The 25,436-nt window shown below is 40.6% G+C and carries 24 protein-coding genes; 10 read left to right on the top strand and 14 right to left on the bottom strand.

Annotated features, from left to right (window positions below):
* Positions 1-191: 191 nt before the first annotated feature.
* From speD to I6F49_RS20495, 10 genes are all read right to left on the bottom strand, one after another.
* Positions 192-1,004: an adenosylmethionine decarboxylase gene (gene speD / locus I6F49_RS09780; RefSeq protein ID WP_024593800.1), complete on the bottom strand. Its 813-nt coding sequence runs from the start codon at positions 1,002-1,004 to the stop codon at positions 192-194.
* A gap of 88 nt (positions 1,005-1,092) precedes the next feature.
* The gene (locus I6F49_RS09775; protein ID WP_024600073.1) at positions 1,093-1,506 is read right to left on the bottom strand and encodes an OsmC family protein; all 414 of its coding nucleotides are present in this window, start codon (positions 1,504-1,506) and stop codon (positions 1,093-1,095) included.
* 86 nt (positions 1,507-1,592) lie between these two features.
* The gene (locus tag I6F49_RS09770) at positions 1,593-1,940 is read right to left on the bottom strand and encodes a DUF3802 family protein (protein ID WP_024593801.1); all 348 of its coding nucleotides are present in this window, start codon (positions 1,938-1,940) and stop codon (positions 1,593-1,595) included.
* Between the two features lie 125 nt (positions 1,941-2,065).
* Positions 2,066-3,535 (bottom strand): succinylglutamate-semialdehyde dehydrogenase, encoded by a 1,470-nt coding sequence (astD, locus tag I6F49_RS09765; RefSeq protein WP_197180128.1) that lies wholly within the window; start codon positions 3,533-3,535, stop codon positions 2,066-2,068.
* Between the two features lie 15 nt (positions 3,536-3,550).
* Positions 3,551-4,567, bottom strand: a complete 1,017-nt coding sequence (gene astA, locus I6F49_RS09760) for an arginine N-succinyltransferase (protein ID WP_197180126.1) — start codon at positions 4,565-4,567, stop codon at positions 3,551-3,553.
* An 85-nt stretch (positions 4,568-4,652) separates the two neighbouring features.
* Positions 4,653-5,858 (bottom strand): aspartate aminotransferase family protein, encoded by a 1,206-nt coding sequence (locus tag I6F49_RS09755; RefSeq protein WP_197180123.1) that lies wholly within the window; start codon positions 5,856-5,858, stop codon positions 4,653-4,655.
* 379 nt (positions 5,859-6,237) lie between these two features.
* Entirely contained in the window at positions 6,238-7,398 is a 1,161-nt protein-coding gene (locus I6F49_RS09750; RefSeq protein ID WP_197180121.1) for an HDOD domain-containing protein, read from the bottom strand.
* Positions 7,399-7,441: 43 nt separating this feature from the next.
* Complete coding sequence (locus tag I6F49_RS09745) at positions 7,442-8,023, bottom strand: anthranilate synthase component II (RefSeq protein WP_166420088.1); 582 nt, start codon at positions 8,021-8,023, stop codon at positions 7,442-7,444.
* A gap of 103 nt (positions 8,024-8,126) precedes the next feature.
* Positions 8,127-10,400: a putative bifunctional diguanylate cyclase/phosphodiesterase gene (locus tag I6F49_RS20345; RefSeq protein WP_231615070.1), complete on the bottom strand. Its 2,274-nt coding sequence runs from the start codon at positions 10,398-10,400 to the stop codon at positions 8,127-8,129.
* Positions 10,401-10,591: 191 nt separating this feature from the next.
* Complete coding sequence (locus I6F49_RS20495; protein WP_269435366.1) at positions 10,592-10,717, bottom strand: hypothetical protein; 126 nt, start codon at positions 10,715-10,717, stop codon at positions 10,592-10,594.
* Between the two features lie 133 nt (positions 10,718-10,850).
* On the opposite strand from I6F49_RS20495, the gene I6F49_RS09735 reads away from it, so the two are divergent.
* Complete coding sequence (locus I6F49_RS09735; protein WP_197180119.1) at positions 10,851-11,762, top strand: LysR family transcriptional regulator; 912 nt, start codon at positions 10,851-10,853, stop codon at positions 11,760-11,762.
* Between the two features lie 128 nt (positions 11,763-11,890).
* Complete coding sequence (locus tag I6F49_RS09730; protein WP_197180117.1) at positions 11,891-12,136, top strand: YdcH family protein; 246 nt, start codon at positions 11,891-11,893, stop codon at positions 12,134-12,136.
* 58 nt (positions 12,137-12,194) lie between these two features.
* Here the strand turns inward: I6F49_RS09730 and I6F49_RS09725 are convergent, their stop codons facing one another.
* A complete protein-coding gene (locus I6F49_RS09725; protein ID WP_197180115.1) occupies positions 12,195-12,551 on the bottom strand; it encodes a putative quinol monooxygenase in 357 nt (118 codons plus the stop codon).
* Positions 12,551-13,381, bottom strand: coding sequence for an SDR family NAD(P)-dependent oxidoreductase (locus I6F49_RS09720; protein ID WP_197180114.1), 831 nt, complete (start codon positions 13,379-13,381; stop codon positions 12,551-12,553). Before I6F49_RS09720 ends, I6F49_RS09725 begins: the two co-directional genes overlap by 1 nt.
* 267 nt (positions 13,382-13,648) lie before the next feature.
* On the opposite strand from I6F49_RS09720, the gene galE reads away from it, so the two are divergent.
* The 7 genes from galE (at position 13,649) to glpD (ending at position 22,658) form a co-directional block, all read left to right on the top strand.
* Entirely contained in the window at positions 13,649-14,662 is a 1,014-nt protein-coding gene (galE, locus tag I6F49_RS09715) for a UDP-glucose 4-epimerase GalE (RefSeq protein ID WP_197180112.1), read from the top strand.
* Position 14,663: 1 nt separating this feature from the next.
* Positions 14,664-15,728, top strand: coding sequence for a UDP-glucose--hexose-1-phosphate uridylyltransferase (locus tag I6F49_RS09710; RefSeq protein WP_197180109.1), 1,065 nt, complete (start codon positions 14,664-14,666; stop codon positions 15,726-15,728).
* A complete protein-coding gene (galK, locus tag I6F49_RS09705) occupies positions 15,718-16,866 on the top strand; it encodes a galactokinase (RefSeq protein WP_197180107.1) in 1,149 nt (382 codons plus the stop codon). Before I6F49_RS09710 ends, galK begins: the two co-directional genes overlap by 11 nt.
* A gap of 19 nt (positions 16,867-16,885) precedes the next feature.
* Positions 16,886-17,890: a Gfo/Idh/MocA family protein gene (locus I6F49_RS09700; RefSeq protein ID WP_166420097.1), complete on the top strand. Its 1,005-nt coding sequence runs from the start codon at positions 16,886-16,888 to the stop codon at positions 17,888-17,890.
* A gap of 29 nt (positions 17,891-17,919) precedes the next feature.
* Positions 17,920-19,242 (top strand): alpha/beta hydrolase family protein, encoded by a 1,323-nt coding sequence (locus tag I6F49_RS09695; RefSeq protein ID WP_197180106.1) that lies wholly within the window; start codon positions 17,920-17,922, stop codon positions 19,240-19,242.
* A 207-nt stretch (positions 19,243-19,449) separates the two neighbouring features.
* Positions 19,450-20,949, top strand: a complete 1,500-nt coding sequence (gene glpK, locus I6F49_RS09690; RefSeq protein ID WP_197180105.1) for a glycerol kinase GlpK — start codon at positions 19,450-19,452, stop codon at positions 20,947-20,949.
* A 203-nt stretch (positions 20,950-21,152) separates the two neighbouring features.
* The gene (gene glpD, locus I6F49_RS09685; protein ID WP_197180104.1) at positions 21,153-22,658 is read left to right on the top strand and encodes a glycerol-3-phosphate dehydrogenase; all 1,506 of its coding nucleotides are present in this window, start codon (positions 21,153-21,155) and stop codon (positions 22,656-22,658) included.
* 79 nt (positions 22,659-22,737) lie between these two features.
* Here the strand turns inward: glpD and I6F49_RS09680 are convergent, their stop codons facing one another.
* Both I6F49_RS09680 and I6F49_RS09675 read right to left on the bottom strand, forming a co-directional pair.
* On the bottom strand, positions 22,738-23,688 hold the full coding sequence (locus I6F49_RS09680) for a 2-dehydro-3-deoxygalactonokinase (RefSeq protein WP_197180103.1): 951 nt from the start codon (positions 23,686-23,688) through the stop codon (positions 22,738-22,740).
* 3 nt (positions 23,689-23,691) lie between these two features.
* Positions 23,692-24,450 carry an SDR family NAD(P)-dependent oxidoreductase gene (locus I6F49_RS09675; RefSeq protein ID WP_197180102.1) on the bottom strand — a complete coding sequence of 253 codons (759 nt, stop codon included), beginning with the start codon at positions 24,448-24,450 and terminating at the stop codon, positions 23,692-23,694.
* A 186-nt stretch (positions 24,451-24,636) separates the two neighbouring features.
* Between I6F49_RS09675 and I6F49_RS09670 the strand changes: the two genes are divergently transcribed.
* Complete coding sequence (locus I6F49_RS09670; RefSeq protein WP_165728301.1) at positions 24,637-25,338, top strand: FadR/GntR family transcriptional regulator; 702 nt, start codon at positions 24,637-24,639, stop codon at positions 25,336-25,338.
* Positions 25,339-25,436 lie beyond the last annotated feature (98 nt).

Below are 25,436 nucleotides of genomic sequence, written 5' to 3'. Positions count from 1 at the left end.
ATAGTTGAACAGGTTTCGCAAGCGTGGAACAAATTCATTTCTGTTCCAGATACGGTTAAAAGCATATGCTCTAGAGACTGGATCAAATTGACTTAATCTTTATGCAGATTGGTATAATCTAATTAGTTGAGCTTTTTAAACATAAAAAAATGGCGCTCACTGAGCGCCATTTTTAGTTTAATTCGTTGCTATTATTCTGTATCTGGCAGGTTACGGCCATAGAATATTTCTTGCATTTCGCGAGTCAGCTTTGAGCGAATTTGTTCTTCTTCGCCCTCTGATAAGTCTGCTGTCGAAATACCGAATAGGTACGTGTTTAAATCGGTTTCTTTTAACATCATTTTGGTGTGAAACAGGTTTTCTTGATACACGTTCACGTCCATCATTTGGTACGCTTCTTTTGTATCTTCTGTCATGAAGTTTTGAATCGAGCTAATCGCGTGATCAATGTAGTGTTTAACACCGTTTATGTCGCGGGTAAAACCACGAACGCGGTAATCAATAGTTACTACATCTGACTCAAGGCTATGAATTAAGAAGTTTAACGCTTTAAGTGGCGAAATAATGCCACACGTAGACACTTCAATATCAGCACGGAATGTACAAATACCATCATCAGGGTGAGCTTCTGGGTATGTGTGTACACAAATGTGGCTTTTATCTAGGTGCGCAACAACTGAATCAGGTAATGGGCCTGGTGCTTCGTCAGCATCGTAATTTTGCTGCTCTTCTACTGGTTCTTCTGAAACCAAAATAGTTACACTTGCGCCTTGCGGTTCATAATCTTGGCGCGCTACATTTAGAATGTTAGCACCAATAATATCAACAACTTCACCTAAAATGTCGGTTAGTCTATCTGCACTGTACTGCTCATCGATATATTCAATATATTCTTTACGTTGTTGCTCGGTCTTTGCGTAACAAATATCATAAATACTAAAGCTTAAACTTTTGGTTAAATTGTTAAAGCCATGAAGTTTAAGTTTATCGAAGGGTTTGTTCATAATAAACCAACCTATAAATTAGTGGGTTCTGCACCTGCAGAATGAAAAGTTCGCGGATTTTATACGAATTTTCCTCGTGGAAAAAGCGTTATTTTGCTTGTTCTTGCACAACTTCGTGGCTATGCGTAATTTCTACTGTTTTATCAAGCATTAATGCAACCGAGCAATACTTTTCAGCAGAGAGTGAAACTGCACGTGCAAGGTGTTTTTCAGACACATTATTGCCTTTAACAACAAAGTGTAAGTTAATTTTGGTAAACACGCGTGGGGCTGTTTCGGCGCGCTCTGCACTTAGTTGAACCTGTACATCAGAAAAATCTTGTTTAGCTTTTTTTAAAATACTAACCACATCAACTGATGAACAACAGCCAACTGACATTAAAACCATTTCCATTGGGCTTGGTGCTGCGCTATCGCTGCCGCCATCAAACACAACATTGTGGTTAGAATTAGAACGGCCAATGAATGTATCGCCTTCAACCCATTTTACATTTGCTTGCATTGTTATATCTCAAAAAAATATTTTCTTGATTGTAAGCAAGTTAGCCGTAGTTGCAAATGAAAATACAACGCAGGGCTATAAAATGGCTAAGATTGTTGCGTTAAAGCGCTATCAAAGAGGTTTTTTACTAAACCTGCAAATTCATCTATAAAGGCATGCTGTTCAGCCGTGACAGGCTGTGAGGTGATGCTACTGAGGACTTCTTCTAAATCGTAAACTATGCCGTCAACTTCGCGTACAATTTGACTACGCTGCTCTGTGTTGAGGTTTGTGTGCTGCTCGCAAATAAGCATCACATTTTGTGCAATAACGTCTTCGATTAATTCCATTACTGTTGGGGCACCTGGTTTTATTTCGCCTGGCTTCTCAAACAATGCTAAATTTTGAGTTAGATACATGATCAAATCATCGTATCCTTGCCTATCTAAAACCATTTTTGTACCACCTTTGTATAATTAATTATTTTGATTTAAGCAGAAAGCGCTGCTGATTACTAGCTTTGCACGATAGCAATACAAAAAAAGCAGCCGAAGCTGCTTTTTTAGTGATTAAGTACTGCTTAATCTATTTTTAAGCCTGGGCTTAATGTTGCTGGCATCGCTACTTTTTCAAGCTCTACTGAAGCTACAGGGTATGCACAGTAGTCGGCTGCGTAATATGCGCTTGCTCTGTGATTGCCCGATGCGCCAATACCACCAAATGGTGCTGCGCTTGATGCGCCAGTAATTGGGCGGTTCCAGTTAACAATACCGGCACGAATACGACGTAAAAAGTGGTCGTAATCTGCTGCACTATCACTTAATAAACCAGCCGATAAACCAAAGGTTGTATCGTTTGCTTTATCAATGGCTTGATCAAAGTCATCAAAGCGGAATACTTTTAAAAGTGGTCCAAAATGCTCTTCGTCTGGGAAGTCATTAATATTTGTACACTCAATAATACCTGGTGTTACAAAGCCGGTATTGGCTGTGTGATCAAGCTCTACTAATACTTGACCGCCAAGCTCAACAAGCTCGTTTTGCGCTTTAACCATGCCCGCTGCTGCAGCTGATGAGATCATAGAGCCCATAAATGGCTGATCTGCATCGTCGTAGTTACCTACTTTAATCGCTTTAGTTGCTGTGATTAAACGCTCCAGTATCACATCGCCTTTGCTACCTGTTGGTAAAAATAGTTTACGTGCACACGTACAACGCTGACCACTTGAGATAAACGCAGATTGAATAATATCGTGAACAACGGCTTTAGTGTCTTCAACGTCAGTAATAATAAGTGGGTTATTACCACCCATTTCTAATGCTAAAATTTTACCAGGTTGACCCGCAAACTGTTCATGTAAAATATGACCAGTACGAGAAGACCCCGTGAAGAACAAGCCATCAATACCTTTGTGAGCAGCAAGGGCTTTACCCGTTTCTACTTCACCTTGTACAAGGTTAATGACACCTGCTGGTAAACCTGCTTTTTCCCATAGCTTAAGTGTAAGCTCTGCAACTTTAGGAGTAAGCTCAGACGGTTTAAATACCACTGTGTTACCTGCTAAAAGCGCTGGCACAATGTGGCCATTAGGTAAGTGACCCGGAAAGTTATACGGACCAAATACAGCTACAACACCATGTGGCTTATGACGGATCATTGCACGGCCAAGTGGCATTGCGTTTTCTACGTCGCCAGTGCGCTCTAAAAATGCTTTTTCAGAAATGGCAATTTTACCAACCATAGCACCCGCTTCTGTGCGAGTTTCCCACAGTGGCTTACCGGTTTCTTGTGCAATAGTAATAGCTAGCTCTTCGCTGTTTTCTTTTAATTGCGCAGCGAAAGCTTTAATTATTTCCAAGCGCTCAGTAAAGCTTTTATCAGCCCATGCATAAAACGCTTCGCGCGCTGAATTTACTGCGGTGTCTACTTGCGCCGCAGTTGCCGATGAAGCCTGCCAAATAACGTCGTTATTTGCTGGGTTTACTGAATTAAATTCTGTGCCTTGGCCTGCTGACCATTGACCATTTATAAATTGTGCAGGATGAGTCATATACTTTCTCCTAAATTAAATCGTGGTTGCACTAACAATATCGCCAGCTTGCAAATGCAATGCATCTGCTATTTCTTGCGATAAAATAAGGCTTTTTGCGCGCTCGTCGAATGTCATTGGTGTAACGGTTGCTCTGAAATCTTCAAGCTTTTCGTTTGCTAGTAACACCATGGTGTCGCCAGTCATTTCGCCAATTTCAACGTTAAAGTTGTTAGCATTACGAATCGTCGCAATGTTATCTACTTTTGCTTCAACCGTTGGGCCGCCGTCAAAAATATCTACGTAGCCATTAAACGTAAAGCCTTCGCTTTTTAATAATTCAATTGCTGGGCGTGTGTTGTCGTGTACTTTACCTATTACGGCTTGCGCATCTTTACTTAGCAAGTTTACGTAAATTGGGTATTTAGGCATTAGTTCAGCAATGAAAACTTTTTGGCCAATACCTGTTAGGTAATCGGCTGTTGGAAAATCCATTGAGAAAAAGTGCTCTTCAAGCCACTGCCAAAAAGGGCTGCTGCCATTTTCGTCAGACACGCCACGCATTTCTGCGATTACTGTTTGTGCAAAACGCTCTTGATGCTGTTTTATAAACATAAAACGCGCTTTTGAAAGTAGCTTACCGTTACAATTTTTACGATAGCCATCTTTTAAAAACAATGTGCAAAGCTCTGTCGCACCTGTGTAGTCGTTACATAGCGTTAAAATATCAACGGCTTTGTATACGTCTAATGTACGCGAAGAGTGAATCACTTTACTTAAGTGATAATGATAAAATGCATCATCAAGCCCTACCGCCGCTTCAATTGCAGATGTTCCTACAACCTCACCAGTTTCGCTATCTTCAAGAACAAACAGGTAGCCTTCGTCACCAGGTTGTGACGTTTGTTTAGCAAATGAGCTTACTGAATGGTCGATCTTCTTTTGTAATAGCTCTTCGTTTAAAGGCAAAGACGTAAAACCATGCCCAGATTCGTGGGCAATTTTCAGTAATGCTGAATAATCATTTTGCTGGATTGGGCGAAGGATCATCATGAGTCCGCTTGCTCCCTTATAAATAACGGTAAATAGGAATTGCAGGGCAAGCAGTGCTTGCCCTTAATTGGTTGGCTTAGATAGCTTATGCGTTTACTACGCTTGCTACTGCTTTTTCAAAGCGTGCCATACCTTCGCGAATGTCCGCTTCAGGAATTACTAAAGATGGAGTGAAACGTACTACGTCTGCACCAGCAACTAATGACATAAGACCTTGCTCGGTACCAGCCACTAAAAACTCTTTTGCACGACCTTTGTATTGCTCGCTTACTACTGCACCAATTAATAAACCTTGGCCACGGATTTCGCTAAATACGTTGTATTTTTCGTTAACCGCATTAAGTAGCTCAGTAAATAATGCTGCTTTAGCTTTTACGCCAGCAAGTACTTCTGGGGTATTTACTGTATCGAATGCAGCTTCTGCAACGGCACACGCTAATGGGTTACCGCCATAAGTAGAACCATGAGTACCTACTTTAAGGTGCTGTGCAATCTCAGTTGTTGTGATCATAGCGCCAATTGGGAAACCGCCGCCAAGTGCTTTAGCTGAAGTTAAAATATCAGGTACTACGTTTAAGCCTTGGTATGCGTATAAATCGCCAGTACGGCCAACACCTGTTTGTACTTCATCAAAAATAAGCAGTGCGTTGTGTTTAGTACATAAATCGCGAACGCCTTGAGCAAACTCATCTGTCGGTGAAATGATTCCGCCTTCGCCTTGAAGTGGTTCCATCATTACGGCACATGTATTGTCGCTAATAAGTGCTTCAAAAGCAGCTAGGTCGTTGTAATCACAATGTACAATGTCGCCAGGCTTAGGACCAAAACCATCTGAGTAAGCCGCTTGGCCGCCAACAGTTACGGTAAAGAATGTACGACCGTGGAAACCTTTGTTGAACGCGATGATTTGTGATTTTTCTGCGCCAAATTGATCAAGTGCAAAACGACGCGCTAGTTTAAGCGCTGCTTCGTTTGCTTCTGCGCCTGAGTTGGCAAAGTAAACTTTTTCGGCAAATGTAGCATCAACCATTTTTTTAGCTAGGCGAAGTGCCGGCTCATTGGTCATTACATTTGATAGATGCCAGATTTTTTCGCCTTGCTCTTTTAATGCACCTACTAATGCAGGGTGGCAATGGCCAAGACAGTTAACAGCAATACCACCAGCAAAGTCGATAAACTCTCGGCCTTCTTGATCCCATACGCGAGAGCCTTCGCCTCGAACTGGGATTACGCTTGAAGGTGCATAGTTAGGTACCATTACTTGATCAAATAATTCGCGATTGACTGTCATTTTATTTCCTCTTAATTGTGAGCAACACAAAACATCAAAATAGGTGTTTGGTTAATATTTGTAACCAACTTTATAGGCAAGATCAGTAACCTGATAATTGCGCAAAATTGCTTTGTGGTTCAATTTTCAGACGCACATTATTTCAGAATTACTTATATCTGTCTCGTTAAAAACTTTCATGTATCCCTTTAAAATAAAGGGCTAAAGATATTATTTCATAGATAGTGAATAACTATTTGCATAGCTATTTATGCTTATTTTTAGACAACTAACCGCATGAGCACCAAGGCGCGCACGCTTTAATCGGCAAATATGCAATATAACAATAGAGTGAGAATGAATGGTTAGTCGCAAAAAAATTAACAAAAAATTCAGATTTTTAGTCAATTTGAATAGCTAAATTGGTAAAATTACTCGATTGGAGGGTTTTTAGTTCCGTTTTAGTGAACTTAAAGTGCGAAAACCAGCTTAGAGTTTCATCGGGCTCAATAAGTTGATGCTCTTTTAAATTAAGATATTGAGAGTAACAACGTGCTTTTAGCATTACCTCTGTTAACGGCAGTAATGTATCGCCTTTATCTACCCCATTTACCAACTGCTGCATTACACCTTTAAACGGTAAATATTTAAAAGCCATTTTGTCTATTACCTTAGCGCTTACTTCTATCGATTTATTACAAAGCAACGTGGTTAAAAATAATGGATCGGGCTTTAGTTCTAATAATGCGGTGTGTAAGTTTTTTTGGTTTTCATTTCGGGCTAGTTGTACTTTGCGTTGCCATACTTGCTCAAATGTTTTTAAGTACAAGCGCACTAATGCAACTCGCCCTACATCTAAAAGCATTCCAAGGGTAAATGCATGCACGTCATTCACATTATTTATTTGTGCAATTTTTTGCGCGGCAATGGCATTTGCCATTGCACTGTCACGTAGCCGGCGTTTTAAAAGTGAAAAAGGTTCGGTGCTATGTGGCATCCAATGACGCACGGCAAATGTAGGTATAACTAGCTGTAAGTTATCAAGGCCAATATAACGAAGGGCTAGCGACGGTTTATCTACTTTTACAGATGTGTTTTTACTACGCTGATTACGGTAGTAAGGTAAATTAACGAGCGTTACTAACTCTCTACCCAACCAGCCTATGTCATTCACCAATGGTTCTAAACGCCCTACTGATGCCGACTTTACCGCTAATATATCGAGTATATTGGCAATGCCATCTTCAATACCTATGGTGCTATGAATTACGCCATCTATATCTTCGAGCTGCTTATATATAGCAGTTTCAATTGTTTTGTGTAATTGCTCACTCGCTTGAGCGCGGTACTTATGATGTGCAGTACTGCTTTGCTGACGCTTTTGTTGAGCGGCCACTTCAACCTGAAGCAAGGTGCGCTGCTTCATGGGTTTGCCGTAATCTATATCTAATGTATGAATGAAACCAATTTGCTGGTGCGCAAAGCTATGCCCAAGCAATAAGTCATGAGCTCGTTGGCTTAGTATTTTGGCAGTGCGCTGCTGGGCTACAAGTTCGGTCATGTCATCCATTAATAAAGTATTAAATGCTTTATGTATTATAACATTAGAAGCGAGTTAAAAAGTTATCAAGCAGTTCTAAGCCTTGATCAGTTAAAATAGCTTCGGGATGAAACTGCACACCTTCGATAGCGAGTTCATTGTGTAACAACCCCATAATTTCGTCAAACTCGCCTTGCTCAGTTTGAGTCCATGCGGTTACTTCAAGCTCTTTAGGTAGTGTTTGTGCTTTAACCACTAAAGAATGATAACGACACACAGTTAACGGATTAGCTAAACCTTTAAACACCCCTTTATTAGTATGCACTATAGGAGATGTTTTACCGTGCATTACTTTTTTAGCACGAATTACATCGCCTCCTAAGGCTTGCGCAATAGTTTGATGCCCCAAGCAAATCCCTAAAATAGGATACTGCCCTTTTAGCTGCTCAACAACATTTAACGAAATACCCGCTTCGTTAGGCGTACATGGCCCTGGCGACAACACAATGTGCTGCGGGTTTAACTGTTTTATTTGTGCAATGCTTAGCTCGTCATTACGTTTTACTAACACGTCTTGATCTAATCGCTGAAAATATTGCACCAAGTTGTAAGTAAACGAATCGTAGTTATCGATCATTAACAGCATTACACAAAAAACCTTATAAATTATTGACCACTACTTTACACAAGTGGTGCTAAGCGCTGCATTCTACCACTATTAATTAGCCAACATAAATTAGCAAAAAGCGTTAAAAATTAACTCCTTTAGCTAAAAAGGCTTCAAAGTCTTTGGCGGGTATTGGCTTACTCAGTAAATAGCCTTGTATTTGATCGCATTCATAGTCGCTTAACTGTTGTAGTTGCTCAACTTCCTCTACGCCTTCGGCAATAATATCGAGCCCTAAGTTTTTAGCTAATTGGCAAATACTTAAAACTAATGCTTGATCACGGGTGTCGGTTACCATGTTGCGTATAAAAGACTGATCAATTTTTAATTTATTCACCGGAAAACGCTGTAAATAACCTAGTGATGAATACCCAGTACCAAAATCGTCAATCGATAAGCTAATACCTAATTCGCTTAATTCACGTAGTACGCTAATACCAAATTCTTCATCGTCCATAATAGCGGTTTCAGTTATTTCAAGCTCAATTAACTCAGCCGGCACAGCAAAGTGCGCTAAACGGTCTTTAATACTTTGCACAAAATACTGCTGAGTAAATTGCCTAGCCGATATGTTTATTGCTAAACGTATATTTAAGTTTTGTTGATGCCATTTTTTAGCTTGCTCAAACGCAGTATCGAGTATCCACTCCCCTAGCGGTAATATAAAACCACTATGCTCTGCAATAGGAATAAACTGCGCAGGAGATATAAACTCACCATTATCAAACCAGCGAATTAAGCACTCACAGCTGTCTATTTGTTGTGTCTTTATTTGCATTTTAGGCTGAAAGTAAAGCTCAAATTGCTGCTTTTCGATTGCTGTTTCAAGGCGCCTGGCAATATATATTTTACGTGCATGCTTAGCACCGCTTTCACTATCAAAATGAGCAAATGGTACATTACGTTTTACAGCCTCTTCTAACGCTATATTTGCATGCAGTAGTAGCTCATTATAATTATTACTGGTAGGAAAGCGCGTTACACCACAATTAAAACCCATGCGCATTTCGCCAAAAGGGGTTGATATAGCTTGACTTAAACGACTTTGAACTCCGCTGAGTAAATCATCTATAGTGATTGAACAGTCTTGCGCGGTATAAACAACCACAAAGTTAGCATCTGCAATATGGTAAATAGTCAGCTTATTTTTACTATTTAAACGCTTAGAAAAATCACGCGCACTTTTAGATAAATGCTTAGCAAATGCATTTATACACTCGTTTGCACCGGTTAACCCATATTGCTCTAATAGTAATTTAAAGTGATTTACATCAATCAGCATTAAGCTAAAAGGTTGCTCTAAAGTAATAAGCTCATTGGTGTAGCTCTCTAAGCTCGCTTGATTAGGTACTTTTGAATACGGATGATGAAATGCTAAATACTCAAGTGAGCGTTCGGCTTCAAACTGCTCAGTTACATCACGTATGTGCACATCAAAGGCATCTATTTCTTGTAGCCAATGTATTTGATAGGTGAGGTAATGGTTGTCCAACTGAGTATAAAAGCGCTTTACAAAGCTCGATGTTTGCTTAGCCTCAAGTAGTTGTTGCTCTATATTACGGCTCAATAATGCAATGGGTGTGCTGTTTTTATCTGCTACATACTCTTTATGCATCGCGATAGCCGCAGGGTTGCAATAATTGAGCTTTAAGTCTGCGCTTAAACTAACAATGGGGTTTGGATTGCGCGTAGGAAATAGCGCTAAACGCTCATTATGGGCGCTGAGTTTAATAAACTTTGATGCGTATCTGCCTGTATATATACTTACAAATATTAAAAATAATGAAAATACAATGACCACTTGTACTGTAGTTTGTAAGTCAGTTTCGGTTTCAAGGTAACCTTCTTTAACGCCTAACGATATTTGCGATTCAACTACTTTTAATATGTGGACCAATTTAACCTGTAATGCTGTTAACTGCTCCAACTGCTGCCTTGCTAAATCCCAAGCAACACTGGGCCCCGATAAATTATTATGTAATTCTAAAGCAAGGCTCAATCCACCTTTTAGTGGCTCAGCTAACTTTTGCTGTAGCTGCGCTTCTTTATTGTTTGCATCAATGGCGTTGAGCAGTAATAACAGCTCGGCATGATTATTTAAAAAGTGAGTTAGGTATAACTGCTGATCGTTCGTTGCGTAATATTCATAAAGTAATCGTTCTTGCTTAACAATAAGTGTTTCTACAAATCGAATATCGCGAAGCGAAGGGATTTGCTGCTCCATAAGCTTAGATGAGGTATTTTTTATTGAATTGGCCTGTAAGTAAACAATGGCAGATACCACAATACCTACGATTACTACCCCAAGGTAAAATTGACGCGCTTTACTGGCAAACTTATTATTGAAGATTTTCATGTCAATTTTGCAACGACCTCATAATTATTAACAACAAATATAAAAACGTAATTATATACAATTAAAGTGGATACTGTTGTTTATATTTTGCTATATAAAAGGATCGATTTTGAAGGGGGTTTGTAAATAAAAAGTGTGATAAAAATAGTGACTAATTAAACGATCAGTCTTGTTATTTAATTATTATACGCTTATCCAATGTTCTTTATTACTTGGCCACTTGTTAAATTGATATGTACTTTAGCTGCATCGACAAACATAAAGCCTTGTAAAGCGGCTACAAATTCTTCAGCACCACCAAAACCATGAACACTCATTGCTTTTATGAGTGTTGCCTCTACTAGCCGTTTATAAATAATGTGTAATGAGGTTTTATTGTAGCTTTACCTTTAATAAATGATAATAAGGCTAAATACACAGTCAGTTTCAACATAACATTGAGAATAAAGTATGAATAACGACCACCTTGCTTTGTTTGTACGCATTGCTAATACATATAATATAAGCCTTGCAGGAAGAGAGCTTGATTTATCACCAGCAGTCGCTAGTGCATATATTAGTAAGCTTGAGGAAAACTTAGGAGTACGCCTTATTCATCGTACTACACGTAAGGTGTCGCTGACCGAAGAAGGTGAGGCATTTTTACCTCATGCACAAGAAGTGTTAGCAACGCTTGAAACTGCCCGTGCGTCTGTAGGTGCAGGAAGTTTAGTACCACAAGGTACATTACGTATCACGGCTCCTGCTTCATTTGGACGCATGCATATAGTTCCTGCATTAAAAAGCTTTATGCAAGAATACCCAGAATTGACTATCGATTGTCGCTTTAGCGATACTATTATTGATTTAGTAGAAGGCGGTTTTGATATTGCAATTCGCGATGCGGCACTTAAAGATTCAAACCTAATTGCTCGTAAACTGGCATCAGATAACCGTATTGTATGCGCATCGCCTGAATACATAGCTAAAAACGGCTTGCCTAAAACGCCACAAGACTTAGTTAATCATCAAACGATTAACTTAGCCAGTGTAGAAAGTTGGGCTTTTAAATCAGGTAAAGACACTCTTAATATTAAAACCAAAGGCGCACTTCGTTTTGATAACGGCGAAGCGGTTCGTGATGCATGTGTACAAGGGTTAGGTATTACTATTAGTTCTAATTGGTGTAGCTATAAATGTTTAGAGGATGGCAGCCTAATAGAAGTGTTAAAAGACTTCCCGCTGGTAGCTAATGCCGATATTTGGGCTGTATATCCAAGCAATAGATTATTAGCTCCTAAGGTGCGTGCGTTTATCGATCATTTTATTGCTTACTTTGGTGAAGTCCCTTATTGGGAAAAAGCAGCAACTGCTAAAAAGTAAAAGCGGTTGTTTGCGCTATATCAAATTAAGTTGCCAATGGTTGATTTATGATTGTTTAAACCCCAGTGTATTATATGAAGGCAGTAATTCACTTAAACAACTCATTTATATCCTACTAAGGAGCAAATATGTTAGGCGAAGACCACTCACTCACTAATGACTTTCCAGAGTATTTAAATACCATTGCCAAGCTAAATGAAAGCGATACTGAGTTTGCAAAAAAAGCAGATAAGTACGATAAGCTAGACAAAGAAATTAGAATATTAGAACTTAAAGATGCGCCAATTAGCGACGAGCAAATGCATCTATTAAAACACGACCGATCAGAGTTAAAAGATTGGCTGTATGAGCACTTACAACAAGCTACACAATAAGCAAAAAAAAGAGCTCACTGATGAGGTGAGCTCTTTAGATCAACAATGGGTATTTTCTCTAAAACTTTACAAAGCCACCCACTGGTTTCATAAATACTGTGCTTGGGCCTGCAAAAGCTTGCGCAAACTCTTCTGATAATTGACTAAATACCGTTACTTTATCCATATCAACTACGCTTAAAAATAATGGCCCACTTTTGGCCCAACCAGCAAGATGTGTTTTAGCTGCGTCTTCATTTTGGTAGCGCTCGTAAATGTGCACACTGCGTTTATCTTCACTTACTGTCCACTCATATATTAAAGTCCCAGCTTCACTTTTAGCCGAAGCAATTAGTTGTGCCATTACCAGTAAAAACTCGTCATATTTACCTTCTTTAATTTGGCCTTGTACAGTCCACGTAACGTGATTTTTCATTATGCTTTACCTAATTTAAGTTGCGTTATAATACTGTTTAACGTGTCTACTAGCTGTTGGTTTTTAACATTATTAAGTGCATCAACATGAGGAGGCGCAAAGCGTCCTGTATCGTTATCAAAATACAGGCCTGCGGCATCTTTAAATTCATCGCTAAGCGCTGCGCGACAAAAAATGTCTGCGCCAATTTTTAAATCGCCGCCATTTATACCGTAAGCGTCTTTTACCATTTTACTACCCAATAATGATTTAGGGTTTACCGATACAACTAATGGCCCACTACCTTTAAGCTCCAACCCTAAATGACGCGACCACATAGTAATAGCCAATTTACTTTGTGCATAAGCCGCACTATCTGAAAGTTCAATGTTACCTACTAGCGCGTCTAGGTTAACGCTTGATTGCGCAGCTGATGACACATTAACCACTCGTGAATCACGGCCAAGAACAGGTAATAATAGTTTTGTAAGAAGATAAGGTGCAATCGTGTTTACAACAAAGCGAGCATCAAGACCATCAACCGTTGTAATATCAGCTAATTGATAAACGCCTGCATTATTAATCAGTACGTCGAGCTGCTTATTATTTTCGGCCAAGTCGGCTATTACTGTTTGTGCCAATACCTGTACTTGGCTCATATCGCTTAAGTCAGCAATATAGGTATGTGTACTTCCACTTGGGTATTGCTCGGTTAAAGCTATTTGTAGCGCGCTGAGTTTTGCTTGGCTGCGGCCATGCAATAATACAGTGTGACCTTGTGCTAATAACATTTTGGCGGTTTCAAGCCCAATGCCATCGGTAGCACCGGTAAGTAATATTGTTTTGTTCATGTTGATCTCCCCTTACTTTATTTTCGCTATGTTAGCACCCCAACTTACTGCTGATAATTAGGCCAATAGTTGAATCAGTTTATAGAATTAATTGATAAAGCTAAGCCTATGTTAGTTAATGTAAAAATATTACTTTAAAAGGCAGATGAGTATTTAAGCTGAATGTTTTTTATGCTTTTATTTGAATTACCCAACAATCATAACTATTGTTTTTAAACCACCTTAATAGTAGTATTTATCATATAAATACACTTTTCGAGAAATAACATGAAAGTTTTAGTTACTGGCGGCATGGGTTACATAGGTAGCCACACATGCATTGCATTACATGAAGCGGGCATTACACCTGTTATTTACGATAACTTGTCTAATGCTAGCCTTCGCGTACTTGACCAACTCGAAAAGATTACTGGTACTCGGTTTAAGTTTATTTTGGGCGACATACAAGACGAGCAACAATTTAAGCTTGCTCTAAAACACACTCAAGCTGAGGCTGTATTTCACTTCGCTGCTTTAAAAGCCGTTGGTGAATCAACTGAGCAACCACTGCGTTATTATCAAAATAATGTGTCGGGTACATTAAGTATGTTACAAAGCATGCAAGAAGCCGATGTTAACCACATTATATTTAGCTCATCAGCTACTGTGTACGGCGAGCCAGACTACCTCCCTATTGACGAAAAGCACCCTATACGCGCAACAAACCCATATGGTTGGACTAAAGTCATGGTTGAGCAAGCCATGCAAGACGTATGTAATGCCAATAGTCAATTTATGGGCATAGCTCTTCGTTACTTTAACCCAGTAGGTGCGCACCCAAGTGGTTTATTAGGTGAAAGCCCTAATGGTATTCCTAATAACTTAATGCCATTTATTGCTCAAACGGCGGTAGGTAAACGCGACGTGGTTAATATTTTTGGTGACGACTACGACACTGAAGATGGCACGGGCGTACGTGACTATATTCACGTTTTAGATTTAGCTAAAGGCCATGTGGCGGCATTTATGCAGCATAAAACAGATACCGCCTTTCATGCTTACAACCTAGGCACAGGCCAAGGTTATTCAGTGCTTGATATGATTAAGGCATTTAGCGCATCAGCTGGTAAAAATATTCCGTATAAGAGTGCACCGCGCCGTGCAGGCGATATTGCCTGTAACTACGCCGATGCCACAAAAGCGCAAAACACACTTAACTGGCACGCAGAACTAACGCTTAGCGACATGACCAACGATACATGGCGCTGGCAAACTAATTACCCTAGTGGGTTGGAGAGTTAACATGGCTTTATTAGAAAGTACTCACAGACGTAAAAACCCACTAACGGGTCGTTGGGTATTAGTTTCACCTCATCGTAATAACCGCCCATGGTTAGGCGCAACAGAAGCAGTAAACGAAAGCGTACTGCCTAAGCACGATGAAAGCTGCCCACTTTGCCCAAGTAACACCCGTGCAAATGGCGATAGCAATCCAGATTACAAATACACACATGTATTTAGAAATGATTTTGGTGCACTTACGCCTAATACCAGCGAGCAATCTCAAAGCTTAGAGTCAGACAGCGATTTATTTGTTGCTGACGAAGCAAGCGGCGAATGCCGTGTAATTTGTTTCTCGCCAGAGCATAATAAAACACTGCCAGAGCTTGAGCACGACGCCCTGCATGAAGTAGTAAAAACCTGGAAAGACAACTACACAGAACTTGCACAGCACTATGAGTGTGTGCAGGTGTTTGAAAATAAAGGCGAGATAATGGGTTGCTCGCAACCTCATCCACATGGTCAAGTGTGGGCGCATTCGCACTTATCAACCGAAATAGAAGCCGAAGATACGCAGCAGCTTGCCTATTTTAAAAAGCATGGCAGCGCAATGCTTGCCGATTACGTGCAAAAAGAGCAAACAGATAAAACCCGTGTTGTATTTGAAAACGAACATTGGCTTGTTGTGGTGCCATTTTGGGCAGCGTGGCCGTTTGAAACAATGATCGTAACTAAAGATAACATTCAAAACTTTAGCCAGCTAAACGATGCGCAAACCGACTCTTTAGCACAAGCACTTAAAGTATTAACCACTAAGTACGACAACGTATTTAATTGTAGCTTCCCGTATTCTATGGGATGGCACAATGCACCGGCTAATCGAGGCTCAGATGAGCAACATTGGCGCTTGCACGCCCATTTTTATCCGCCGCTACTTCGCTCAGCTACCGTGAAAAAACACATGGTTGGCTACGAAATGCTAGGCGAAAGCCAGCGCGATTTAAGCGCAGAAACCGCCGCTTCTATTTTACAAGCAGCCAGTACCACACACTATAAAGATACAGCAGGACACACAGATGAAGCTTAACGAATTCCAACAACAATTTTTGTCACTGTATGACGTGCCTGCTCAAGGTATTGCAGCCGCTCCAGGGCGTGTAAACCTAATTGGCGAATTTACCGACTACAACGACGGTTTTGTTTTACCGTGCTCGTTAGAGTTTCGGACCCAAATAATGTTTAAAGAGCGCGACGATAACATTATCACTGTGCATTCTTTAAATTACCCAGGCGAAAAAGACAGCTTTAGTGTTGATGAAGCAATCACTGAAGGCCAATCGCAATGGGGTAACTATATCCGTGCCGTGTCATTTGTATTAAAGCGTGCGGGCCATACTTTACGCGGCGCCGATTTACTTATCGACAGTAACTTACCGCAAGGCAGTGGCTTGTCGTCATCAGCTGCACTAGAAGTTGCTGTTGGCGGTATGTTTAACCATATTGCACAGCTTGGTTTAAGCGAAGAAAAAATTGCATTGCTAGGCCAAGAAGCCGAAAACGACTTTATGCATTGCCAATGCGGCATTATGGATCAGCTTATTTCAGCTAAAGGCGAAAACGGTCATGCGCTATTAATCGACTGTGAAAACCTAGCGACTAAATCAGTAAAAGTACCGGATGATTTAAATATTGTTATTGTTAACTCTAATTACCCACGTAAATTGGTAGATAGCGAATACAACCAGCGCCGTATTGATTGCGAACAAGCTGCTGTAAAAATGGGTGTAAAAACACTTCGCCAAGCAACCATGACTGGCCTGCAAGCAGTAAAAGCGACATTAAGCGAAAACGAATATAAACGTGCACACCATGTAATTAGCGAAAACGACCGTGTAATTGCAGCAACTACTGCACTACAAAATAATGATATGGATGCACTTCGCACGCTAATGGCTGCATCGCACCAATCACTTAAACACGACTTTGAAGTAACCGTACCTGCAACCGATGGCCTAGTAGAAATTTGTAAAGAAGCGATGGGCGATCGCGGTGCAGTTCGTATGACGGGTGGCGGCTTTGGTGGTGCTATTGTATGTTTATGTCGTGATGCAGAAGTGCCACTAATTAAAGCAGCGGTGGAGCAGCATTACTTTGAACGTTTTAACTTAAATGCCGACATTTACGTATGTTCAGCGGGTTCAGGGTTACAAATTACGTCTTTTTAAATAAAGTTAAGGAATAAGCATGGCAAAGGTTAATTGGGGAATTATTGGGTGTGGCAATATTGCTCACACCTTTGCTAAGAGTATTGCGCATTGCGCTGATGCTCAACTTATTGGCGCAGCATCGACTAGCGAGCAGCGTGCAAAAGAGTTTGCCACACACTATTCAATTAAAGGTTATGAGAGCTATCAAGCTCTTATGCAATGCCCAAATATTGATGCCATTTATATAGCTAATACCCACGAGCAACATTTTAAAGCCATAGCGCAATGCTTAACACACAATAAGCACGTGCTAAGCGAAAAACCTATTACCGTTAATGCTCAGCAGTTGCAAAGCCTCACTGAGCTTGCCAAGCAACAAAACTGCTTTTTAATGGAAGGCGTTTGGATGCGTTTTTTACCGGCCATAGTAAAATTACAACAGCTCCTAAGTGAAGGTGTTATTGGTAATGTGCACAGTGTTAATGCCAACTTTAGTTTACCTGGCAGCTTTGCCGACACTCACCGCTTAATGAACCCTGCAACAGCAGGTGGCGCCCTGCTCGATTTAGGTATTTATCCTATTTCGATTGCCGATGTGGTATTTAATAAAGCCCCAGAACACATCAAATCCTTTGTACACAAAAGCACAACCGGTGTTGATGAGCGAAGCACTGCTATAGTTGATTACGGTAACGGGCAATTTGCATCACTTACCAGCGCACTTCAGCAAAACGGCCCAACAGAAGCATGTATTAATGGTGAGCTTGGCTATATGCGTATTCCTGAATTTGTAGGCGCGCAATCTATAGAACTGCATATAAATGGCCAAGATCCGCAACACTTTGAATACGACTTTAGTGACGATGAAAACTTTAAGTTTGAAATTGCACATGTCACGCAGTGTATATTACAAAAACAAACCCAAAGCAGCGTATTACCACTGGGTACTAGCTTACGGGTTATGAACATAATGGATACCTTGCGAACACAATGGCAGCTGCAATATAGCAATGCCGTCGAGTCGGCTGAACTGACTAATTAAAAGATAAAAATACACAACAAGGACACACAATGACACACACACTCAAAGCGCTTTCAAAAGCCATATTACTTGCTACGTGCAGTTTATCTGCCAGTGCAGCCTTTGCTGAATCTAATAAACCAGAGCAGCTATATCCGCCAATCACTAGCGAAGTACTTCCAGAACTTGCGGCAAAAGGTAATTACAATGTGGGTGTGCAAACACTTGATTTAGTTAACCCCGCGCAATTTGATCCCGCCACACAAGGTCAAAAAGATCGCCCTTTAAAAGTAGAAGTATGGTATCCGGCTGCAAATACAGCAAAATCGCCACTTACCAGCTACACCAATGAAACTCGCTCAGGTAAAGAGTTTACTTTGCAAGCTGATGCTATGCGCGATGTAGCCATTAATAATAAAGAGCATTACCCTGTTATTGTGCTTTCTCACGGTTATACCGGTTACCGTACGATTATGTACTACCTAGGCGAGCATTTAGCGTCGCATGGTTACATTGTGGTAGCGATTGATCATACCGACTCAACCAATGCTGATGTTGATTTTAAAAACGCACCGTTTTCGGGCTTTTTTAGCACGCTTATAAATCGCTCACGCGATCAGCAGTTTGTTATTAATTACTTTAATGAGCAAAACAACTTTGCAAGCAAGCAAGTAGATAACAAAAGCGCAGGCGTAATTGGTTACTCAATGGGTGGCTATGGCGCGGTAAATACAATAGGTGGTTGTTACTCTTTTAATGAGCAAACTACCGCTATGTTTACAGGTATGAAAGACTCAGCTCAAATTGAAAAAGTACAGCAATTACTAAACAGCTGCGCTGGTGGGCAATACCAAAACCCAAAAGTAGACCCGCGTATAAAAGCGATGGTGGCCTTTGCACCATGGGGCGGACAGCATAATATATTTGATGCCAAAGCGATGAAAAATATTAAAGTACCGTCGCTTTATATAGCCGGTAGTTTAGATGACATATCAGGCTATGAAGGTATTAAAAGCCTTTATAACCAAACAGGTAGCGAAGATAAGTACATGCTTACTTACAAAAATGCACGCCATAATATTGCACCGCACCCAGCCCCTGCTATTGCACAAAGCAGCAGTGAGCTAGATATAGGCCATTACTACGAGCCTTCGTGGTCTATGCGCACACTAAACGAAATCAACAAACACTTTGTACTTGCCATGATGGATTGCCACGTAAAAGGTATCGCCAGCGAGTGTAAATACTTAGATTTACCACAAAATGGCGACCAAGCTGTTGTTGATGGTAAGCCGCTGCCACAGTGGCGCGGGTTTGATAATCGCTTTTCAACGGGTATGGATTGGCAACAAGCCAAACCTCACACCAAGTAATAATAAGCTTTAAGCGGCTGTTTTAATCAATAGCCGCGTACGCCCTTAAAATAATGCCAAAACAAAACGCCTTTTATATAAAAGAGTTACCAGTAAATATTGGCGCGTTTGTTTTTTAATCGGCTATTTTAAGAAAAAACCATTGCCATTAACTTCGGTTAAAGGCAATCTAGTCATATATAAGATAAGATAAATAACATAAATATCATGTCCAAATACATACTCTCAATTGATCAAGGAACCACAAGCTCTCGGGCCATCTTGTTTACAAAAGATGCAGACGTTTTTGGTACAGCACAACAAGAATTTTCGCAGCATTTTCCGCAAAATGGTTGGGTAGAACACGATCCTAACGATATTTGGCAAACAGTGCTTAGTACTAGCCGCGAAGTCTTAACTAAAAACGATGTAAAACCTGAAGAAATTATTGCCATTGGTATCACCAACCAACGCGAAACCACCCTAGTGTGGAACAAAAAAACAGGTAAACCAATTTATAACGCCATTGTATGGCAAGACCGCCGCACCAGTGATTATTGCGAAAGCCTAACGACTGATGAGCTTTGCCAAACGATTAGCGACAAAACAGGCTTATTACTCGACCCTTATTTTTCGGCGACTAAAATTCGTTGGATTTTAGATAATGTTGAAGGCGCACGCGAACAAGCCCTTGCGGGCGAACTCGCCTTCGGTACAGTTGACACTTACCTACTTTGGCAACTAACTGGCGGAAAAGAGCACCGCACAGATGCAACCAATGCATCGCGCACCATGTTATTTAATATTCATACCCAGCAGTGGGATCAAGAGCTTCTAGAATTATTCGATATTCCAGAATCTATGCTGCCAGAAGTTATGGATTCAGCTGACGAGTTTGGTTCAACAAGCGCTGAAATTTTTGGTGCACCAATTCGTGTTTGTGGCATTGCAGGCGATCAGCAAGCTGCGCTTGTTGGCCACGCATGTTTTGAACAAGGCATGGCAAAAAGCACTTACGGTACGGGCTGTTTTCTAATGCTCAATACCGGCGAAAAAGCTCTGACCTCAGAAAACCGCTTATTGACCACTGTTGCTTATAGATTAAACGGTAAGCCAACTTACGCCATTGAAGGCAGTATATTTATGGCTGGCGCAACTATGCAGTGGATTGTTGAAGGCTTAAAGCTACTTAGCCATGCTGGCGAAAGTGAGTCGATGGTTAAAGATGTACCGCTGGACCATGGTGTATTTTTAGTGCCTTCGTTTACGGGTTTAGGCGCTCCTTATTGGGACCCTAATGCACGCGGTGCAATTTTAGGCTTAACACGCGACTCCGGTATTAGCACTATTGTTGCCGCTGCTTTGCAATCGGTGGGTTATCAAACCAAAGATTTACAAAAAGCGATGGAGCGTGATGGTCTTCGCCCAAGTGTGCTTCGTGTCGATGGCGGTATGGTAAAAAATAATTGGGTTATGACCTTTTTATCAAACATTTTAGGCGCAACAGTTGAGCGCCCAACAGTGACCGAAACCACCTCTTTAGGCGTAGCATACTTAGCTGGTTTGCAAACAGGTGTGTATGAGTCGACTGAGCAGCTAGCTAAAATGTGGACATGCGACCGTCGTTTTGAGCCAACTATGAGCGCCGACGAACGAAACGACCTATACGCAAAATGGCAGCACTGCGTTGCTCAAGTATGTTTAACGAATAAAAACGGTCCGGAGTAAATAGTTAGTGGCTAAAGCCAATGCTTTAGCCACTTCGCCTTTTTAACTTAGCCAATAGCTTGATTTAAAAGGCGTGATTTACTACCTCAAATTACAAATGAATCAGCGTAAAAATAAAAAACTGGGTTTTCTATTGTCAAATGAAAACAGCAGCTTTATGATGTTTATGTCTTATTTATATTACAAATAAAAAGGTTAGCTCGGTGGAATTAGCAGATAACGAATATGACTTACTAGTCATCGGTGGCGGTGTAAACGGCACTGGAATAGCAGCTGATGCTGCAGGCAGAGGATTAAAAGTACTTTTGTGCGAACAATCTGATCTTGCCTGTGCAACATCTTCAAACAGTTCTAAGCTGATCCACGGTGGTCTACGCTACCTTGAGCATTACGAATTTAGATTAGTAAAAGAAGCCTTAGCCGAGCGTGAAGTACTACTTAAAAATGCACCACATATTATGTGGCCGCTTACTTTTAGATTACCGCATCAAAAGCATTTACGCCCTGCATGGATGATTCGCATTGGTTTGTTTATGTATGACAACCTAGCAAAGCGCGAAACACTTGCGGGATCTCGTGGTATTAAATTTGGTGAAAACAGTGTTTTAGAACCTTCAATTACTAAAGGTTTTGAATACTCAGATGGTTGGGTTGATGACTCTCGTTTAGTGGTTTTAAACGCCCTTGCAGCGCAACAAAAAGGCGCCGTTATTAGCACGCAAACTAAGTGTGTAAATGCTAAACGTGAGCAAGGTAAGTGGCAGGTAACGCTTGAGCAACAAAAGAGCAAAGCTAAATACAGCATTTCAGCTAAAGGTATTGTAAACGCTGCGGGCCCTTGGGTTGCTAAATTATTTGATGAAGCGCTAGCAGAAAAATCACCACAAAATATTCGCCTTGTAAAAGGTAGCCACATTGTAGTGCCGCGCATTCACGATGAGAAACAAGCTTACATTTTACAAAATAAAGATCAGCGTATTGTGTTTGTTATTCCGTTTGAAGATGACTTTTCGCTTGTTGGCACAACCGATGTAGAACACAAAGGCGAAGCGCAAGATGTTAAAATTAGTGATGAAGAAATCGATTACTTAATTGATATTACTAATACTTACTTTAAAAATCATATTAAACGCGAAGACATAGTGCATACCTTCTCGGGTGTACGCCCATTACTTGATGACGAATCAGTTAATGCACAAGCCGTTACTCGCGATTATAAATTAGAGCTTTCGAGTGATGCCAAGCAAACACCACTACTGAGTGTATTTGGTGGAAAAATTACCACTTATCGTAAACTTGCCGAAGCTGCGGTTAATAAGCTTGAAGAATTTTATCCGCAAATGAGCGAAGCGTGGACTAAACATAGCTCACTCCCAGGTGGCGATTTTAGCTCGGTAGAAGCACTTAAGTCAGAACTTAAAGCAAAATATAACTGGCTACCTGAAATAACGCTTAAACGCTTTGTACGCACTTATGGTACTCGTGCTAAAAACATACTCGGTAGTGCAACCGGCCTGAGTGATTTAGGTCAGGATTTTGGCCATGGTTTATTTGCAGCAGAAGTTGATTACTTATTAAATGAAGAGTGGGCAGAAAACGCATACAATATTTTATGGCGTCGGAGTAAATTAGGACTTCGCTTTAATGAAGCACAAGTTGCGACACTTAATCACTACATTGATAACAAACAAGCTGCTAAAAGCGCTTAGCTAAATTATATAGCTGCTTTTAACTGCAGCTATAATGATTTCCCGTAACCCCTTTATAATTTAACCGTTATAGAGGGGTTTATTTTTTTGACTCTAAATTAAATAAATAATTAAAGCCGCTTAGTGTGGCTGCTTTTATATCAAACTCAACACACTTCACACCAATTTGTTTAAGCGCTGTAGTAAAGCATTTATTTAGCTGCTTTGTACCAATTACCACAACTTGTGTATCACTCAATAATTGCCACTCGCTTGCATGTCGTGCAGCTCGTACATCGCTGCCAATTAACACGCCCGACAAATAAGCTTTGGCTTGTACTGGCGATAACTCTTTTGAAAGTTGACGGGTACGCACGCTAAAAATACCATGTGCTAAGTTACCGCTATCGCTGCCTAAAGTAAGCTCACAACCTTGTTCAAATGCCTTAAAGTCAAACTCACCTTCTGCGCAGTCATTCGCAATTAAAACACTTTGATGACACAACAAATCATACAACTCACCGGTCATGGCTGTTTTAAAGCAGATGATTTCGCCGTTGTTTATAAGCACCCATTTGGTATGTGTACCCGGCAAACAGAGTAATATTTTACCTTGTTGATACTGTGGATTTTGTTTTAAAAAGCCGAGTATTTGCAGCTCTTCACCACGCATTACATCAAATAAGCCATTTTGCAGCGTACATTTTGTGCCAGGGAATGCCTTAATAATATGCCCATCGCAATCAAAGCTAATAGCCGCATTAAGGAGTTCTTCGGGATTAATTGGGCATTCTAAATAAGGGGTTTTGTGCCAGCCAATACTTGAGGTAATTTGCCCTGCAATATATATAGGTAAACTGCCATATTGTTGCTTCCACACCGCAATAGTGTCTATTAAGGTTTGTTCAAAATTTTGATTCGCCTTAACCACACCCGGGCCATCACGCTGTGCTAATAATGTAAGTTTTGACTGTGCTTGCACTTCGCACAAATAAGCGCGTAAATGACTTGTGCCCCAGTCAACGGCAATAAAAAGAGATGAAGTAGCCAAACTTTACAGCCTCCCACCGTCAATTTTAATACTTTGCCCGGTGATCATACTGCTTTCGTCGGCGGCTAAAAAGAGTGCCAAATTAGCAACATCTTCAGGTGTTACTAACTTTTTAAGCGCCATGGCTTCCATCCACTTAACTTGCTCTTCCTCGGTAAACCAACTTGCTAGCTGACGGTCGGTGGCAACCCACCCTGGTAAAATAGCGTTAACGCGAATACCAAACTCGCCATAATCGCGTGCAAGTGCCTTAGTCATACCAATTAACCCTGCTTTTGCTGTTACATAACCGGCCATTTGTGGCTGGCCCATAATCGCGTTAATAGAGCTAAAGTTAATGATACTGCCCGCCTTATCACCTTTCATAAAAGACATAGCAACTTGAGAAGCAAAAAAAGCAGGGTTTAAGTTTATTTGTAAGCACTGATCCCAGTCTTGCACTGTAACGTCTTCGCTTGCTTGGCGGCGGTCGTTCGCTACATTATTAACTAGTACATTAATTGCACCAAAAGCGGCGCATGCATCTACAAGTGATTGCTGAAGTGCATGCGAGTCAGTGACATCTACTTGTCTGTACCATAGTTTTGCATCGGGTAAATCACTAATGAGCGATTGTGCAGCCTTATCATCAATATCAATAAACGCTACTTTTGCATTTTGGTTTACAAAGGATTTAACCATTGCTCTGCCAATGCCTGATGCACCACCGGTAATAAAAACAACTTTGCCAGAAATACTATGATATTGAGCTAGGGTGTCCAAATTAAACTCTCCAAACAACAACTTACAATAGTGTTTTGCTTATTAAAAACGCCAATAGACGTTATAAAGAACTAAAACGCTGTGCTAAAATAATTAGCCAATTAAAACTTTATATCATATCCTCAAGTACATTAATATGATATATGATATATAATAAAGCAATATATCAACTCGGAATCCTGCGCAATGAAAAGCCAACCTCGTCAAAATTTAACACAACAATTAACCCACGATTTGGGTTTTGCTATTGTGCGTGGTGTTTACCCTGTAAGCGAAGGCCTGCCTTCTGAAGCCGATTTATGTATAAAATACGATGTGAGTCGCAGTGCTACTCGCGAAGCCGTAAAAATGCTCTCTGCTAAAGGACTTATTTCATCTCGTCCTAAGCAAGGTATTCGCGTACTACCAGAAAGTAGCTGGAATATGTTTGACACCGACGTACTGCGTTGGATTTTAAGCAGTAAGCCATCTTTATCATTATTAAAAGAGTTTACTCAAGTGCGTGTTGCGCTTGAGCCACAAGCAGCCGCGCTTGCAGCAGTAAATGCCACTGCTGAACAGCTCGCTGAAATTGATAACGCCTTAGCTCGTATGGCTGAAGCTGACGAAGGCTTAGACGACCCACTAGAAGCTGACATTGCTTTTCATACCAGCATATTAGTGGCCAGTAACAATCGCTTTTTTGTACAGTTAACTGAGTTTATTAGTACTGCCCTTAGAGTAAGTATTCGTTACACAAACCACATTAAAGGTGTACCGGGCGCAGACGTGGCTAAACATGCTGATATTTTAGAAACTATAAAATCACGCGACCCTGAACGCGCTAAAAAAGCAGTAGAAACAATTTTAGAAGAAGCACTACAGTTAATTGAATCTAAATTAGTTTAATGCAGCTTTAGCTAAGCATATTGTATAAATATTAAGTCCATCAAATTTACTCTTTGCAGTACATTTTATGGACTTTTTTATTGCCTATAAGACTTAAA

The organism is Pseudoalteromonas sp. SWN166, assembly GCF_015864485.1.
In the GTDB taxonomy this organism is placed as follows: Bacteria; Pseudomonadota; Gammaproteobacteria; order Enterobacterales; family Alteromonadaceae; genus Pseudoalteromonas.
Note: the sequence above shows the minus strand (reverse complement) of the source record. Positions and strands in the feature narration are given on the sequence as shown.

What these genes read in the sequence shown, in the direction of transcription:
- speD (WP_024593800.1), bottom strand. Translation starts at nt 1,004, where the DNA reads ATGAACAAACCCTTCGATAAACTTAAACTTCATGGCTTTAACAATTTA.
- I6F49_RS09775 (WP_024600073.1), bottom strand. Translation starts at nt 1,506, where the DNA reads ATGCAAGCAAATGTAAAATGGGTTGAAGGCGATACATTCATTGGCCGT.
- I6F49_RS09770 (WP_024593801.1), bottom strand. Translation starts at nt 1,940, where the DNA reads ATGGTTTTAGATAGGCAAGGATACGATGATTTGATCATGTATCTAACT.
- astD (WP_197180128.1), bottom strand. Translation starts at nt 3,535, where the DNA reads ATGACTCATCCTGCACAATTTATAAATGGTCAATGGTCAGCAGGCCAA.
- astA (WP_197180126.1), bottom strand. Translation starts at nt 4,567, where the DNA reads ATGATGATCCTTCGCCCAATCCAGCAAAATGATTATTCAGCATTACTG.
- I6F49_RS09755 (WP_197180123.1), bottom strand. Translation starts at nt 5,858, where the DNA reads ATGACAGTCAATCGCGAATTATTTGATCAAGTAATGGTACCTAACTAT.
- I6F49_RS09750 (WP_197180121.1), bottom strand. Translation starts at nt 7,398, where the DNA reads ATGACCGAACTTGTAGCCCAGCAGCGCACTGCCAAAATACTAAGCCAA.
- I6F49_RS09745 (WP_166420088.1), bottom strand. Translation starts at nt 8,023, where the DNA reads ATGCTGTTAATGATCGATAACTACGATTCGTTTACTTACAACTTGGTG.
- I6F49_RS20345 (WP_231615070.1), bottom strand. Translation starts at nt 10,400, where the DNA reads ATGAAAATCTTCAATAATAAGTTTGCCAGTAAAGCGCGTCAATTTTAC.
- I6F49_RS20495 (WP_269435366.1), bottom strand. Translation starts at nt 10,717, where the DNA reads ATGAGTGTTCATGGTTTTGGTGGTGCTGAAGAATTTGTAGCCGCTTTA.
- I6F49_RS09735 (WP_197180119.1), top strand. Translation starts at nt 10,851, where the DNA reads ATGAATAACGACCACCTTGCTTTGTTTGTACGCATTGCTAATACATAT.
- I6F49_RS09730 (WP_197180117.1), top strand. Translation starts at nt 11,891, where the DNA reads ATGTTAGGCGAAGACCACTCACTCACTAATGACTTTCCAGAGTATTTA.
- I6F49_RS09725 (WP_197180115.1), bottom strand. Translation starts at nt 12,551, where the DNA reads ATGAAAAATCACGTTACGTGGACTGTACAAGGCCAAATTAAAGAAGGT.
- I6F49_RS09720 (WP_197180114.1), bottom strand. Translation starts at nt 13,381, where the DNA reads ATGAACAAAACAATATTACTTACCGGTGCTACCGATGGCATTGGGCTT.
- galE (WP_197180112.1), top strand. Translation starts at nt 13,649, where the DNA reads ATGAAAGTTTTAGTTACTGGCGGCATGGGTTACATAGGTAGCCACACA.
- I6F49_RS09710 (WP_197180109.1), top strand. Translation starts at nt 14,664, where the DNA reads ATGGCTTTATTAGAAAGTACTCACAGACGTAAAAACCCACTAACGGGT.
- galK (WP_197180107.1), top strand. Translation starts at nt 15,718, where the DNA reads ATGAAGCTTAACGAATTCCAACAACAATTTTTGTCACTGTATGACGTG.
- I6F49_RS09700 (WP_166420097.1), top strand. Translation starts at nt 16,886, where the DNA reads ATGGCAAAGGTTAATTGGGGAATTATTGGGTGTGGCAATATTGCTCAC.
- I6F49_RS09695 (WP_197180106.1), top strand. Translation starts at nt 17,920, where the DNA reads ATGACACACACACTCAAAGCGCTTTCAAAAGCCATATTACTTGCTACG.
- glpK (WP_197180105.1), top strand. Translation starts at nt 19,450, where the DNA reads ATGTCCAAATACATACTCTCAATTGATCAAGGAACCACAAGCTCTCGG.
- I6F49_RS09670 (WP_165728301.1), top strand. Translation starts at nt 24,637, where the DNA reads ATGAAAAGCCAACCTCGTCAAAATTTAACACAACAATTAACCCACGAT.